Source organism: Pseudomonas sp. AC136 (assembly GCF_979258585.1).
Genome location: NZ_OZ409865.1, coordinates 3,312,219 through 3,327,704, shown reverse-complemented (window position 1 = coordinate 3,327,704; position 15,486 = coordinate 3,312,219). Strand labels below are relative to the sequence as shown.

12 protein-coding genes are annotated in these 15,486 nt (G+C 57.5%); 4 read left to right on the top strand and 8 right to left on the bottom strand.

Translation table 11 applies throughout. The features are described 5' to 3' along the window. Positions 1–15: 15 nt before the first annotated feature. The 7 genes from rsmG to rpmH all read right to left on the bottom strand — a co-directional run bounded on the left by rsmG (position 16) and on the right by rpmH (position 7,078). Positions 16–663 carry a 16S rRNA (guanine(527)-N(7))-methyltransferase RsmG gene (gene rsmG, locus ACZZZU_RS14710; protein ID WP_463384325.1) on the bottom strand — a complete coding sequence of 216 codons (648 nt, stop codon included), beginning with the start codon at positions 661–663 and terminating at the stop codon, positions 16–18. Further along, entirely contained in the window at positions 663–2,555 is a 1,893-nt protein-coding gene (gene mnmG / locus ACZZZU_RS14705) for a tRNA uridine-5-carboxymethylaminomethyl(34) synthesis enzyme MnmG (RefSeq protein WP_463551029.1), read from the bottom strand. Before mnmG ends, rsmG begins: the two co-directional genes overlap by 1 nt. 515 nt (positions 2,556–3,070) lie before the next feature. Continuing rightward, positions 3,071–4,438, bottom strand: a complete 1,368-nt coding sequence (gene mnmE, locus ACZZZU_RS14700; protein ID WP_463551028.1) for a tRNA uridine-5-carboxymethylaminomethyl(34) synthesis GTPase MnmE — start codon at positions 4,436–4,438, stop codon at positions 3,071–3,073. A gap of 104 nt (positions 4,439–4,542) precedes the next feature. Further along, positions 4,543–6,285 carry a membrane protein insertase YidC gene (yidC, locus tag ACZZZU_RS14695; RefSeq protein WP_463551027.1) on the bottom strand — a complete coding sequence of 581 codons (1,743 nt, stop codon included), beginning with the start codon at positions 6,283–6,285 and terminating at the stop codon, positions 4,543–4,545. 2 nt (positions 6,286–6,287) lie between these two features. Next, the gene (gene yidD / locus ACZZZU_RS14690) at positions 6,288–6,533 is read right to left on the bottom strand and encodes a membrane protein insertion efficiency factor YidD (protein ID WP_122449903.1); all 246 of its coding nucleotides are present in this window, start codon (positions 6,531–6,533) and stop codon (positions 6,288–6,290) included. Beyond that, entirely contained in the window at positions 6,526–6,927 is a 402-nt protein-coding gene (gene rnpA, locus ACZZZU_RS14685) for a ribonuclease P protein component (protein WP_205898598.1), read from the bottom strand. Before rnpA ends, yidD begins: the two co-directional genes overlap by 8 nt. A gap of 16 nt (positions 6,928–6,943) precedes the next feature. Continuing rightward, positions 6,944–7,078 carry a 50S ribosomal protein L34 gene (rpmH, locus tag ACZZZU_RS14680; protein ID WP_002551315.1) on the bottom strand — a complete coding sequence of 45 codons (135 nt, stop codon included), beginning with the start codon at positions 7,076–7,078 and terminating at the stop codon, positions 6,944–6,946. A gap of 536 nt (positions 7,079–7,614) precedes the next feature. On the opposite strand from rpmH, the gene dnaA reads away from it, so the two are divergent. From dnaA to gyrB, 4 genes are read left to right on the top strand one after another with little or no spacing between them, the layout of a single operon-like run. Further along, positions 7,615–9,087, top strand: a complete 1,473-nt coding sequence (dnaA, locus tag ACZZZU_RS14675) for a chromosomal replication initiator protein DnaA (protein ID WP_122492455.1) — start codon at positions 7,615–7,617, stop codon at positions 9,085–9,087. A gap of 36 nt (positions 9,088–9,123) precedes the next feature. Next, positions 9,124–10,227 carry a DNA polymerase III subunit beta gene (gene dnaN / locus ACZZZU_RS14670; protein ID WP_463540606.1) on the top strand — a complete coding sequence of 368 codons (1,104 nt, stop codon included), beginning with the start codon at positions 9,124–9,126 and terminating at the stop codon, positions 10,225–10,227. A 16-nt stretch (positions 10,228–10,243) separates the two neighbouring features. After that, positions 10,244–11,347: a DNA replication/repair protein RecF gene (recF, locus tag ACZZZU_RS14665; protein ID WP_463551026.1), complete on the top strand. Its 1,104-nt coding sequence runs from the start codon at positions 10,244–10,246 to the stop codon at positions 11,345–11,347. A 4-nt stretch (positions 11,348–11,351) separates the two neighbouring features. After that, positions 11,352–13,769 (top strand): DNA topoisomerase (ATP-hydrolyzing) subunit B, encoded by a 2,418-nt coding sequence (gyrB, locus tag ACZZZU_RS14660; RefSeq protein WP_463384319.1) that lies wholly within the window; start codon positions 11,352–11,354, stop codon positions 13,767–13,769. A gap of 99 nt (positions 13,770–13,868) precedes the next feature. Here gyrB and phoA read toward each other — a convergent pair whose 3' ends face one another. After that, positions 13,869–15,314: an alkaline phosphatase gene (gene phoA, locus ACZZZU_RS14655; protein WP_122492274.1), complete on the bottom strand. Its 1,446-nt coding sequence runs from the start codon at positions 15,312–15,314 to the stop codon at positions 13,869–13,871. Positions 15,315–15,486 lie beyond the last annotated feature (172 nt).

Below are 15,486 nucleotides of genomic sequence, written 5' to 3'. Positions count from 1 at the left end.
CAGCGTCGGTCCCGATCATATGATGCGGCGCAGTATCAACAGATGCCGTTGACCTTGGCAACCGGGAACCTTGAGCACGTGCGTTGCAGCCAATTCAAAGTCGGCGGGCAGCGCTTGCAGCTCGTCGTCGGGGTGCACGCCTTTCATGGCCAACCAGCGCGTTTCGGTGTCGCCTAGATGCCGAGTCCACTCGGAAAAATCCTGCAGCGAACTGAATGCGCGTGAGCAGATTCCGGAAAATGCCTGGGCTGGGGTGAACGCCTCGACCCGGCTGTGGATAACTTCCAGGTTCGACAGTTTGAGCTCGAGCTTCACCTGCGTGAGAAACCGCGTTTTCTTGCCATTGGAGTCCAACAGAGTGAATTGGCGGTCTGGGAACATGATTGCCAACGGAATGCCCGGCATTCCACCGCCGCTGCCGACGTCCAGCCACGAGGTTCCGCCTTCTGCGACAAAAGGCACCACGCTCAGGCTGTCGAGCAGGTGGCGGGAAACCATTTCGTTTGGGTCGCGCACGGCGGTCAGGTTGTAAGCCTTGTTCCACTTGATCAGCAATGCGAGATAGCCCAAAAGAAAGGCGTGTTGCTGTTCGGTCAGTGCAACGCCCAGCTCGGCGGCGCCACGGGACAATTCTTCAGCATGTTGCGCAGTAACCGATGACATCAGACGCTTTGCTCCAGCTCACGACCGGCACTGCGCTTTTTCAAGTTGATCATCAACAGGGAAATCGCCGCCGGCGTTACGCCGGGAATTCGCGAGGCCTGGCCCAGCGTTTCCGGGCGACCTTGGCTGAGCTTGCTCTGAATTTCTTTGGAAAGACCGGCAATGGCGGTGTAGTCGATATCCGCTGGCAGCTTGGTGTTTTCGCTGGCACGCAGGCGGGCAATTTCGTCTTGCTGACGGTCGATGTAGCCGGCGTACTTGGTTTTGATTTCCACCTGTTCAGCAACCTGCGGATCGTCGTGGCCGGGGCCGGTTACCTCGATTAAGCCGGCGTAGTCCACTTCAGGACGGGTCAGCAGGCTCATCAGGTTGTATTCGTGGGTCAGCGGCGTACCGAAGCGCGCGGCAATCGCGTCGCCCTGCGGCGTGTTCGGGCGCACCCACGTGCTCTTCAGCCGTTGCTCCTCGCGCTCAATGCCTTCGCGCTTGGCGCAGAACGCCGCCCAGCGACGGTCGTCGACCAGGCCCAGCTCACGGCCTTTTTCGGTGAGGCGGAGGTCGGCGTTGTCTTCGCGCAAGATCAGGCGGTACTCGGCACGGGAGGTGAACATGCGGTACGGCTCTTGGGTGCCGAGGGTGATCAGGTCGTCGACCAACACGCCGATGTAGGCTTCATCGCGGCGCGGGCACCAACTGTCTTTGCCCTGCGCACGCAATGCAGCGTTGGCGCCGGCCAACAGGCCCTGGGCGCCGGCTTCTTCGTAGCCGGTGGTGCCGTTGATCTGGCCGGCAAAGAACAGCCCGGCAATCACTTTGGTTTCGAGGCTGTATTTCAGATCACGCGGGTCAAAGTAGTCGTACTCAATGGCGTAACCCGGCCGAACGATATGGGCGTTTTCCATGCCGCGGATCGAACGCACCAGCTCCAGCTGCACGTCAAACGGCAGCGAGGTCGAAATGCCGTTCGGATACAACTCGTGGGTGTTCAAGCCTTCAGGCTCGATAAACACCTGGTGGCTGTCCTTGTCGGCAAAGCGGTGAATCTTGTCTTCAATCGACGGGCAGTAGCGTGGACCGATGCCTTCGATCACACCCGAGTACATCGGCGACCGGTTGAGGTTCGCGGCGATGATTTCGTGGGTGCGGGCGTTGGTGTGAGTAATCCAGCAACTCACCTGGCGTGGGTGCTGTTGCTTGTTGCCGAGGAAGGACATCACCGGAATGGGCGTGTCGCCTGGCTGTTCGGTCATCACCGAGAAGTCGACGGAGCGGCCATCAATGCGTGGCGGCGTGCCGGTTTTCAGGCGACCGACCCGCAACGGGTGTTCGCGTAAACGTTGGGCCAGCGCGATTGAAGGCGGGTCGCCTGCGCGGCCACCGGAGTGATTCTGCAAGCCGATGTGGATAAGTCCGCCGAGAAAGGTGCCCGTGGTCAGCACCACCGATTCAGCGAAGAAGCGCAGGCCCATTTGCGTAACAACGCCGCGAACTTGGTCTTGCTCGACGATCAGGTCGTCACAGGACTGTTGGAATATCCACAGATTGGGCTGGTTTTCCAGGGTTTCGCGAATCGCTGCTTTGTACAGCATGCGGTCGGCTTGGGCGCGGGTGGCACGTACGGCTGGGCCTTTGCGGCTGTTGAGTACACGGAACTGAATGCCGCCTTTGTCGGTGGCTTCAGCCATGGCGCCGCCCAGTGCGTCGATTTCCTTCACCAGATGGCTCTTGCCGATGCCACCAATCGCCGGGTTGCAGCTCATGTGTCCGAGCGTGTCGACGTTGTGGCTGAGCAGCAAGGTTTTGACGCCCATCCGTGCAGCAGCAAGCGCTGCTTCAGTGCCGGCATGGCCGCCGCCGATAACGATGACATCAAAACGGGAAGGGAAATCCACCACGCACCTCGTGCCTGTTGAGAATTGGGGAGGCTTTTAACTGACCCGAAAAGGGGAAAAGCGGAAAGCCGGCAAGTATAGGGATTTACCCGAACCGAAAGAAGCCTTTTGAACAAAAAATAGCCAACCTTCTTGGGTGGTCGTGCTGGTCGTACACCGGCCTGTTAATAAATAGAGAGAAGAGAGAATTTTTTTAAAGCTTTGTTTTTATGTTTATTACTTATGCAGGTCTTTTCTGTGGATAGAACGCTACAGGCCAAGCACAGCGGCGTGGACAGAATTGTATAAGCCTGTGGTCAGGTACACGGGAGGGTTCTGGATAACGTCCTTAAACCTGTGGATGGAAGCGCATGTTGTGCACAGGGCGATTCATCCCCAGCTTTGCCCCCTGCTTATCGACTGGGCTTAGGGGCGGTTATGCACAGGGTTTAAATAAGGGCTGTGGTTAATCCTGCGGGCATAAAAAAGCCCTGTCGACGTCACTACGTGAACAGGGCCGGTTGGAACGGTCGCGTTTATTTTCCGATGCAGAAGCTCGAGAAGATTCGTCCTAACAAATCGTCGGAACTGAACGCGCCGGTGATTTCTCCCAATGCCTGTTGGGCAATGCGCAGGTCTTCAGCCAGCAACTCGCCTGCGCCGGCCAGGGTCAGCTGCGCGTAACCGTGTTCCAGTGATTGGCTGGCATGCTGCAGCGCCTCCAAGTGACGGCGCCGGGCGCTGAAGCTGCTTTCAGCGGTCTGCTCGTAACCCATGCACGCTTTGAGATGATCGCGCAGCAGCTCCAGGCCTTCTGCCGAGCGAGCGGACAGGTTGATGGTGACATGGCCGTCCTCGCTGACCTCAAGTCCGATCGCGTCACCCGACAGGTCGGTTTTGTTGCGAATTAACGTGACCTTGGCAGGATCCGGCCTGGTGCTGAGAAACTCCGGCCAGAGCGCAAAGGGGTCTGCCGCCTCGCGTGAAGTGGCATCCACCACCAGCAGCACGCGGTCCGCTTCGCCAATCGCTTTTAGCGCGCGTTCTACACCTATTTTTTCTACTTGGTCATCGGTGTCGCGCAAACCCGCGGTGTCGACGACATGCAGTGGCATACCGTCGATGTGGATATGTTCGCGCAGCACATCGCGGGTGGTGCCGGCGATTTCCGTAACGATCGCTGCCTCCCGACCAGCCAGAGCGTTTAGCAGGCTGGATTTGCCCGCATTGGGGCGACCCGCGATCACCACCGTCATTCCGTCACGCAGCAACGCGCCCTGGTTGGCCTCGCGCTGGACAGCAGTCAAATCGCTGCGCACCTCGTTGAGCATGCTCAGTACATGGCCGTCGGCCAGAAAGTCGATCTCTTCTTCCGGGAAGTCGATGGCAGCTTCCACATAAATACGCAGCGCAATCAGGCGCTCGGTCAGACCATGAACCCGGCGTGAGAACTCGCCCTGCAAGGACCGTAGGGCGTTGCGCGCCGCTTGCTCGGAGCTGGCCTCAATCAGGTCGGCAATGGCTTCTGCCTGGGCCAGATCAAGCTTGTCGTTGAGAAAGGCGCGTTCGCTGAATTCGCCGGGTCTTGCCAGACGGGCGCCTAGTTGGAGGCAGCGACGCAACAGCAGGTCCAGCACCACAGGACCGCCATGCCCCTGCAATTCAAGAACGTCCTCGCCGGTGAAGGAGTTCGGACCGGGGAAGTACAGGGCCAAGCCTTCGTCCAGTACCTGGTCCTGTTCACCGTGAAACGGTCCGTAATGGGCATAGCGCGGCTTGAGGGTGCGCTGCGCAATGGCTTCGGCAATGGCCTGGGCATGTGGACCGGAAACGCGGACGATTCCCACGCCGGCGCGGCCCTGGGCAGTGGCAACGGCGGCGATGGTTTCTCGTGCAGTGTTCATGGCGCGGTTCTCATGATTGAGCCCTCATGGCCGGAGGGCAGATAGCAAAACGCCCCGCCACGTATTGCTCGGGCGGGGCGCTGTTTCAGCTTAGCAAGCCAGACTTAGGCGTTGGCCGTCTTGGCTGCGGCTTCGATCTTGCGAGTGATGTACCACTGCTGCGCGATGGACAGGCAGTTGTTGACGACCCAGTACAGCACCAGACCAGCCGGGAACCACAGGAAGAAGAATGTGAAGATGATCGGCATCATTTTCATCACCTTGGCCTGCATCGGATCTGGCGGCGCGGGGTTCAGCTGCTGCTGGATGAACATGGTGGCGCCCATGATCAACGGCAGAATAAAGAACGGGTCTTTGATCGACAGGTCGGTAATCCAGAACATCCAAGGCGCCTGACGCATCTCGACGCTTTCCAGCAGCACCCAATACAAGGCCAGGAAAACCGGCATCTGCACCAGAATCGGCAGGCAGCCGCCCAGTGGATTGATTCTCTCTTTCTTGTAGAGCTCCATCATGGCTTGCGACATTTTCTGCCGGTCATCGCCATGCTGCTCTTTCAAGGCCGCTAATTTCGGAGCCACGGCGCGCATACGGGCCATCGACTTGTAGCTGGCGGCGGAGAGGGGGAAGAACAAGCCCTTGATCAGCATCGTCAACACGATGATCGACCAACCCCAGTTGCCCAGGATGCTGTGGATATGTTGCAGCAGCCAGAAAATCGGCTGAGCGATAAACCACAGAATGCCGTAATCGACGGTCAGCTCCAGACCCGGAGCGAGCGAGCCAAGGTGCTTCTGGATTTTCGGACCGGCATACAGTATTGCCGACACTTCACCTTTGCTGCCCGGCGCTACGCTGACGCTTGGGGTGGTAAAGCCAACAATGTAGCGGCCCTGGGAATCTTTACGGGTTTGAACACTGTTGTCGTTGTCCTGGCTTGGAATCCAAGCAGTCACGAAATAGTGCTGCAACCAGGCAACCCAGCCACCTTTCACGGTTTCTTTGGCAGGCGCCTTGTCGATATCGCTCATCGACACTTTTTTGTAGGCCGAATCGTGAGTGGCCATTGCCGCGCCGAGGTAGGTCGCGGTGCTGGTGGCAGCAGTTTTCGACGGGTCGTCACTGTTGTCGCGCTTGAGCTGGGCATACATGTTGCCGGCCCAGGCTTCAGCGCTCTGGTTGTCGATGAGGTAACGCACATCAACCTGGTAGGACGACGGATCAACGCAACCGGGTTTCTTCAGCTCTTGTTCTTTAACAGAGCATTCCGGGTTCAGACCGCGTTTGAAGCTGAAGCGCTTGATGTAATTGACGCCGCCTTGGCTGAAGGTCAGATCGACCGTCAGGCTATTTTGGCCGTCCGCCAGTTGGTAGCTCTTCTGAGCGGTCTGCCAAACGGCACGGCCGTTAGCCGAGTCCGGTGCATTCGCGCCGATCAGCCCGCTTTGTGCTAGGTAGGTGCGCTCATTGCCATTGTCGAACAACTGGAACGGCACGTCCGGACGATCTTGACGGCGCGGGTATTGCGGCAGCGTCAGTTGGACGATGTCGCCGCCGCTTGGATCGATGGCCAGTTCAAGCACGTCGGTTTTAACGCGGATCAGGTCTTTGCTCGCCTGAGGGGCGGCGGCAACGGCTTCCGGTTGGCTGGACGGCGCGCTTGGAACGTCACTGTTGGCCGTGTTGTTAGCAGCAGGAACGTCGGGAAGCGCAGCAGTGTTGCTGGTCGCAGCGGCTGTGTTCGCAGTCGGCAAGGACGTTTGTCCGTAGTCTTCGTTCCACTTGAGAACCATGACGTAGGACACGATTGCGAGCGCGGCGATCAGGATCGAGCGTTTAATATCCATGATTACTCGGCCATCGAAGGGGGTCGGGAAATGGGAGCGCCTGGAACCGGATCGTAACCGCCGGGATTCCATGGGTGACAACGGCCAAGCCGACGCAGGGTCAGCCAGCCACCGCGCATGAAACCATGGTGTTCAATGGCTTCATACGCGTAGCAGGAACAGCTGGGATAGAAACGACAGTGACTGGCCATCAAAGGGCTGATGGCGTAGCGATAAACCTGAATGGACGCGAGGGCCAGTTTACGCATGGGGACTGTCGGTAACCCCTGATTGCGGGACAGCTTCCGGGCTCGGCTTGCTGCGTGCCAAGCGTTTCCAGAGTTTGCCGAACTGGTTTGCCAATTCAGTGTTCTCCAGATCACCTAGGCCTTTACGCGCGACAACCACGATATCCCAGCCCACCAGATTGTCCTGGTTGAGGCGGAATGAATCGCGGATGACGCGTTTGAGGCGGTTGCGTTCAACAGAGAGCTTGACGCTCTTCTTACCGATGACCAGACCCAGGCGGGGATGATCAAGATCGTTGTTGCGCGCGAGAAGCAGGACGTTTTTACCCGGAACCTTACCGCTGGGGGAGTCGAAGACTGTCTTGAATTGTCGAGGGGTTAGCAGGCGCTTTTCCCGACTGAAGTCTTGACTCACCACCGATGCCGAATTATCAGACGGCCAGACGCTTACGGCCTTTGGCACGACGACGGGACAGAACAGCACGGCCGTTCTTGGTAGCCATACGGGCACGGAAACCGTGGGTGCGAGCGCGCTTGATAGTGCTGGGTTGGAAAGTGCGTTTCATGGTGCGTTACCTGGGTGGTCGACAACGGGCCGGAATGGCCCCCGTTTTAAGAGACCGGCGATTCTAGAGAAACCAGGCGGTCAGGTCAATTTCCAACCAGCATTTCTCTGATGGAAAGCGCGTAGATAAAGAATATTAAGAAAGAGAGATTTAAATCTTCTTTAAAATGCTAACTACTCTTAGCTGCTGAGACTCTGTGGATAAAATGCTGTGCCTATTGCTACGCCTGGCTTACAGCGGATGATAACCCTGTCCAGAAGGGGTGTGTAGGCTGTACCAGACCTGCGCATAACCTGGGGATGGAACGCGTTTTTATCCACAGTCCGGTTATACACAGCTTTTTCCTACGGGTTGTCCCAAGGCCTCAGGTTTAGTTATCCACAGACTTTACTGATTCGCCGTTTCGTTGGTTAAAAGTGAGTAAGGCATTGATTTTGCGCGTCGAAAGCGTTCGTCTCATGTGGATAAGTAGGTTGGGCTGCGGGTACAATGCCCGCTGTTTTGGGCGTTGCAGCCTATTTGGCTAGGGGATGTTTGTGTCGGTGGAACTTTGGCAGCAGTGTGTAGAGCTTCTACGCGACGAGCTGCCGGCCCAGCAATTCAATACATGGATTCGTCCACTGCAGGTTGAAGCCTCCAGCGATGAATTGCGCGTGTTTGCACCTAACCGGTTTGTGCTGGATTGGGTGAATGAAAAATACATGAGCCGTCTGTTGGAACTGCTGAATGAGCGCAGCGAAGGCATGGCGCCGGCGATCTCTTTATTAATAGGCAGCAAACGCGCCGCGGTTCCGCGTGCGAGCATGTCTTCCCCTGCACCTCAGCCTGTCAGCGCGCCAATTGCCGCGCCGTTGCGCGAGGAAGCGATGGCGGCGGCTGTCAGCAACGAGCCGTCGCGCGCGAGCTTCGACCCTATGGCCGGGGCCAGTTCGCAAACCGCTCCCGTTCGTAATGAACGCTCCGTTCAGGTTGAAGGTGCGCTCAAGCACACAAGCTATCTAAACCGCACCTTTACCTTTGAAAACTTCGTTGAGGGCAAGTCCAACCAGCTGGCTCGCGCGGCGGCGTGGCAGGTAGCGGATAACCCGAAGCATGGTTACAACCCGTTGTTTCTATATGGCGGAGTTGGTTTGGGTAAAACGCACTTGATGCATGCGGTGGGCAACCACCTATTAAAGAAGAACCCCAACGCCAAGGTCGTGTACCTGCATTCCGAGCGCTTTGTAGCCGATATGGTGAAAGCGCTCCAGCTAAATGCCATTAATGAATTCAAACGCTTCTACCGTTCCGTCGACGCGCTGCTAATCGACGACATTCAGTTCTTCGCAAAAAAAGAGCGCTCCCAAGAAGAATTCTTTCACACGTTCAACGCGCTTCTAGAAGGCGGCCAGCAGGTGATTCTCACCAGTGACCGTTACCCGAAAGAGATTGAGGGCCTGGAAGAGCGTCTTAAGTCGCGCTTTGGCTGGGGCTTGACGGTCGCGGTCGAGCCGCCGGAGTTGGAAACGCGCGTAGCGATTTTGATGAAGAAAGCAGACCAGGCCAAAGTGGACCTGCCGCACGACGCCGCCTTTTTTATCGCTCAGCGCATCCGTTCCAACGTACGCGAACTCGAAGGGGCGTTGAAGCGCGTAATCGCGCACGCCCACTTCATGGGCCGCGATATCACCATCGAGCTGATACGCGAGTCGCTGAAGGATCTGTTGGCGCTGCAAGACAAACTCGTTAGCGTCGACAACATTCAGCGCACCGTCGCTGAGTACTACAAGATCAAGATTTCCGATCTGCTGTCCAAGCGGCGCTCCCGTTCCGTGGCGCGTCCTCGGCAAGTGGCTATGGCGCTGTCCAAAGAATTGACCAACCATAGCCTGCCGGAGATCGGCGACGCGTTCGGCGGTCGTGATCACACCACGGTATTGCATGCTTGCCGTAAGATTGCTGAACTTAGGGAATCCGACGCGGACATCCGCGAGGACTACAAGAATCTGCTGCGCACGCTGACCACCTGACCTATTACGCAGCCCACGAGGCAAAGGGACTAGACCATGCATTTCACTATTCAACGCGAAGCCCTGTTGAAACCGTTGCAACTGGTCGCTGGCGTGGTTGAACGCCGGCAGACATTGCCGGTGCTGTCTAACGTGTTGTTGGTTGTTGAAGGCCAGCAGCTCTCGCTGACCGGTACTGATCTCGAAGTCGAACTGGTCGGCCGTGTAACGCTGGAAGAGCCAGCAGAATCGGGCGAAATCACCGTTCCGGCGCGCAAGCTCATGGATATTTGCAAAAGCCTGCCTAACGATGCGTTGATCGATATCCGCGTCGATGAAACGAAACTGGTCGTAAAGGCCGGCCGTAGCCGCTTCACCCTTTCCACTCTGCCTGCCAACGATTTCCCGACTGTGGAAGAAGGTCCAGGCTCGTTCACCTTCACGCTTATTCAGAGCAAGCTGCGTCGCCTTATTGAGCGCACTAGTTTCGCGATGGCTCAGCAGGACGTTCGCTACTACCTGAACGGTATGCTGATCGAAGTACAAACCGGTGTATTGCGTGCCGTGGCTACCGACGGCCACCGTCTCGCAATGTGCTCGATGGAAGCCGGTATCGAACAGGCTGACCGTCACCAGGTGATCGTTCCGCGCAAAGGCATTCTAGAATTGGCGCGCCTGCTTACCGAGCAAGACGGCACCGTCGATATCGTGCTGGGTCAGCATCACATCCGCGCGACAACAGGCGAGTTCACGTTCACCTCCAAACTGGTTGACGGCAAGTTCCCTGACTATGAGCGCGTGCTGCCTAAAGGTGGCGACAAATTGGTACTGGGTGATCGCCAAGCGCTGCGTGAAGCATTCAGCCGTACTGCAATTCTCTCTAACGAAAAGTACCGCGGCATCCGTCTGCAGCTGGCTAACGGTCTGCTGAAGATTCAGGCGAACAACCCTGAACAGGAAGAAGCGGAAGAAGAAGTAGCTGTCGACTACAACGGTGGCTCGCTGGAAATTGGCTTCAACGTGAGCTATCTGCTCGACGTATTGGGCGTGATGACCACTGAACAGGTTCGTCTAATTCTGTCGGATTCAAACAGCAGCGCGCTGGTCCAGGAATCGGACAACGACGATTCGGCTTACGTTGTTATGCCGATGCGCCTCTGACCTGAATCGAGTCTAGATGTCCCTCAGCCGCGTTACAGTCACCGCGGTGCGCAACCTGCACCCGGTGACTCTCTCCCCCTCCCCCCGCATTAACATCCTTTCCGGCGCAAACGGCAGCGGTAAAACCAGCCTGCTCGAAGCTATCCACTTGCTTGGTTTGGCGCGCTCATTTCGCAGCGCTCGTCTGCTGCCCGTTATTCAGTACGAACAGGAAGCGTGCACGGTGTTTGGCCAAGTCGATTTGGCCGAAGGCGGTTCCAGCAACCTCGGTGTTTCACGTGATCGCCAGGGTGAATTCCAAATTCGGATTGATGGCCAGAATGCACGCAGCGCTGCTCAGCTTGCTGAAGCGTTGCCGCTGCAATTGATCAATCCGGACAGTTTTCGCTTGCTTGAAGGTGCTCCGAAAATACGCCGTCAGTTCTTGGATTGGGGAGTGTTCCACGTGGAACCTCGCTTTATGCCCGCGTGGCAGAGGCTCCAGAAGGCCCTCCGGCAGCGGAACTCATGGCTGCGGCATGGTACACTTGACGCCGCTTCGCAGGCGGCCTGGGACCGCGAGCTGTGTCTGGCAGGCGACGAAATTGATAGCTATCGACGCAGCTATATCCAGGCTTTGAAGCCGGTATTCGAGGGAGTGCTTCTAGAGCTTGTAGAGCTTGAAGGACTGACACTCAGCTATTACCGAGGTTGGGACAAAGACCGGGATTTGCAAACGGTGCTCAGCTCGACACTGCAGCGCGACCAGCAACTCGGCCATACCCAGGCCGGACCTCAGCGAGCCGACTTACGTTTGCGTCTAGGCGCTCATAACGCTGCTGAAATTTTGTCGCGAGGCCAACAGAAGCTAGTGGTTTGTGCCTTGCGAATTGCCCAAGGGCATTTGGTTAGTCAGGCACGGCGCGGCCAGTGCATTTATCTGGTGGATGACTTGCCGTCTGAGTTGGACGAGCAGCACCGAAACGCGTTGTGCCGTTTATTAGAAGATTTGAACTGCCAGGTATTTATCACCTGTGTAGACCATGAATTGTTGCGGGGTAGCTGGCGCACGGATACGCCGGTCGCCATGTTCCACGTGGAACATGGCCGTATCACCCAGACCCACGACCATCGGGAGTGAAGGCATGAGCGAAAATCAAACGTACGATTCGTCCAGCATCAAAGTGCTGAAAGGCTTGGACGCCGTACGCAAGCGGCCCGGTATGTACATCGGCGACACCGATGACGGCAGCGGCCTGCACCACATGGTTTTTGAGGTGGTCGACAACTCCATCGACGAAGCCCTCGCTGGGCATTGCGACGACATCAGCATCATCATCCACCCAGACGAATCCATCACCGTTCGCGACAACGGCCGCGGCATCCCGGTTGATGTGCATAAAGAAGAAGGCGTATCTGCGGCTGAGGTCATTATGACCGTGCTGCACGCTGGCGGTAAGTTCGACGACAACTCGTACAAGGTTTCTGGCGGCCTCCATGGCGTGGGTGTTTCCGTTGTAAATGCCCTCTCCGAGCTGCTGCTGTTGACCGTTCGCCGTAGCGGCAAAGTATGGGAGCAAACCTACGTGCACGGAGTGCCTCAGGCACCCATGCGCACCGTGGGCGATACCGATAAAACCGGTACAGAGATTCACTTCAAGCCCTCGGCTGAAACCTTCCAAAACATCCACTTCAGCTGGGACATTCTCGCCAAGCGTCTGCGCGAATTGTCGTTCCTGAACTCCGGCGTCGGCATTGTTCTGAAGGACGAGCGCAGTGGTAAGGAAGAGTTGTTTAAGTACGAAGGTGGTCTGCGTGCGTTTGTTGAGTACTTGAATACCAACAAAACCCCGGTCAACCAGGTGTTCCACTTCAACGTTCAGCGTGACGATGGCGTGGGCGTTGAGGTGGCGTTGCAGTGGAACGACAGCTTTAATGAAAACCTGCTGTGCTTCACCAACAACATTCCACAGCGCGACGGTGGTACCCACCTCGCTGGTTTCCGCTCGGCACTAACCCGTAACCTGAATGCTTACATCGAGCAGGAAGGCCTGGCCAAGAAACACAAAATCGCCACCACCGGTGACGATGCCCGCGAAGGCCTGACGGCGATCATTTCGGTAAAAGTCCCGGATCCAAAATTCAGCTCGCAGACCAAAGACAAGCTGGTTTCCTCCGAAGTGAAAACAGCGGTCGAGCAGGAGATGGGCAAATACTTTTCCGACTTCCTGCTGGAAAACCCGAACGAAGCCAAAGCCGTCGTCGGCAAAATGATCGACGCCGCGCGCGCGCGTGAAGCCGCTCGTAAGGCACGCGAAATGACCCGCCGTAAGGGCGCGTTGGACATTGCCGGTTTGCCTGGCAAGTTGGCGGACTGCCAAGAGAAAGACCCTGCCCTCTCCGAACTGTACCTAGTGGAAGGGGACTCTGCTGGCGGCTCCGCCAAGCAGGGACGTAACCGTAAGACTCAGGCGATTTTGCCGCTCAAGGGCAAGATTCTGAACGTGGAGCGTGCGCGTTTTGATCGCATGATTTCGTCGCAGGAAGTCGGCACGCTGATTACCGCACTCGGGTGCGGTATCGGTCGTGAGGAATACAACATCGACAAACTGCGCTACCACAACATCATCATCATGACGGACGCCGACGTCGACGGCTCGCACATCCGTACGCTGCTGTTGACCTTCTTCTTCCGCCAATTGCCGGAGCTGGTTGAGCGCGGCTACATCTACATCGCTCAGCCACCGCTGTACAAGGTCAAGAAAGGCAAACAAGAGCAGTACATCAAGGACGACGAGGCCATGGAGGAATACATGACCCAGTCAGCCCTCGAAGATGCCAGCCTGCACGTTAACGAGAACGACCCAGGCATCGGCGGCGAGCCGCTGGAGCGTCTGGTTAACAACTACCGCATGGTCATGAAGACGCTCAAGCGCCTGTCGCGTATCTACCCGCAAGAGCTCACCGAGCACTTCGTTTATCTGCCAGCCGTGAGCCTGGACGATCTGGGCAACCAGGCGGGCATGCAAGCCTGGCTCGAGAAGCTCAACGAGCGTCTGCGCACCATGGAAAAATCGGGTCTGGTTTACAAAACCAACCTGCGTGAAGACCCGGAACGTCACCTCTGGCTGCCAGAGGTCGAACTGATCTCCCACGGCGTTTCCAACTTCGTCACCTTCAACCGCGACTTCTTCGCCAGTAACGACTACAAAACCGTTACCTCGCTGGGCGAGCAGTTGAACAGCTTGCTGGAAGAAGGCGCCTATGTGAAACGTGGCGAGCGCAAAAAGCCGGTCACCACCTTCAAAGAAGCGCTTAACTGGCTCCTCACCGAGAGCACCAAACGCCACAGCATTCAGCGCTACAAAGGGCTGGGCGAGATGAACCCGGATCAACTGTGGGAAACCACCATGGACCCGGATGCGCGCCGCATGCTCAAGGTAACCATCGAAGACGCCATCAGCGCCGACCAGATCTTCAACACCCTGATGGGCGACGAAGTCGAACCGCGCCGAGAGTTCATCGAAGCCAACGCCTTGGCGGTGTCGAACCTGGACTTCTAAGCCCGGTTTTACGCACGACAAACAAAAACCCCAGCACATCGCTGGGGTTTTTGTTTTTAGCGCGCTAATCCGCCTTCCATAGCGGTTTAACCGAGGCTGTTACTTCAAGCCCAGGGCATTACGCATGGTGAAGTACAGATCGGTTTGGTCAGTGAGACCGGTGATGTTTGCGGCATGCGGGCCATACGCTGCAACGCGCAGTTGCGAGCCGGTGTGCTCCTGAGAGCTGCCTTCCGAGTTGCCGTAGCTGACCGCCATTACTGCGCCGTCTTTGGTGTTGAGTGCTTGGGTAAGCCCTGGCGCCGAAGTGTCCAAAGCAACGATCTGGCTGGAGTGCGCGTGGTCGGCGGTGACGATAACCAAGGTGTTGCCATCGGCTTTGGCGAATGCCAGGGCCATCTGCACCGCTTCGTCGAGGTCGACGGTTTCGCCGATCTGGCCGCACGGGTTGGCGGCATGGTCTTGCTTGTCGATCGAAGCGCCTTCTACTTGCAGGAAGAACCCATTGCGGTTGTCTTTGAGCAAGTCGATGGCCTTAACCGTCATCTCAGCCAGCGTGGGTGTGCTGGCGGTACGTGCGGCGTTCGGTTGGCAGGTTACCGGCGCTTGGGTCAAGTTGCCGTGGTAAGTGGCGGTTGGGCCGATCCAACGGGTTGGCATGTTGCCTGGCGAGAACAGACCGATCACGGGCTGCTTCTGGTTGGCCACGCGGATTTTCTTCAGTTCGGCGGCATTGCTTACCAGGACGAAACCACGGGCGGCCGCCTGGTCGCGCAGGGTTTTGCCGGACCATTTGCCTGCCTTAGCCACTTCAGCGAAGGTCGCTGCGCCACCACCGAGGGTGATGTCTGGACGCACGTTCAGCAGTTGCTCGGTGATCGACCCAGCGCCGCCCTTCTCCAAAGCGTTGCTTGGGCATTGAACCGAGGTCGCCACCGGGCCATAGCACTTGCGGCCGGTCACGTGGGAGAACAACGCGGCTGGGGTGGCGTCTTGCAGTTCGGCGGTGGACACGTTGCCAGTGGCCATGCCGCGCAGTTTCGCCAGCTCCAGAATGGTTTGGTGTGGTTTCTCGTGGATGTCGACACCGAGCGCGCCGTTGTAGGTTTTCACGCCGGTGGACCACGCCGTGGCAGAGGCCGCCGAGTCGGTCACGTAGTCCGGCTTGCCGGTATCTTTGTGCAAGGCGTAGTGGGTGTATTGACCGGTCAACGGCAGCGCGTCAATGCCTTTGAAGTAGCCACCCGCGCCCTCGGCGTAGTTACGTGCCAGGGTGATTTCCGAGTCGCCCATGCCGTCGCCAATCAGCAGAATCACGTTTTTGGCTTTGCGGTCGGACAGCGAAGCTTTGATCGAATCAGTCAGGTCGCGGCCTACGCGGCGGGCGCCGGCGTACTCGGTGATGTCGCCACGGGCCTCACGGTTGTAGAGGCTTTTGCTGACTTTTTCTTTTTCGTCATGGTCGTGAGCGGCGCTAACGCCTGAGAACGACAGCAAGGCAGCGGAAACGGCGAGGGACAAAGCCAGCGGTAAGGCGGTAGTCATCTGAAGAATCCTTATGCAGATGGGCAGGAGAGAATATGCTTCTCGCGACTACTGCCAGCGACGCTGGACCGACGAGAAAAAATCAAGCAAACCGAGAGTAGGGATGCTTGATTAACGTCGCGTTACAGCGCGCGAGCGAACGGCAACGTTGTGCGCCATGCCCATCCTTTTG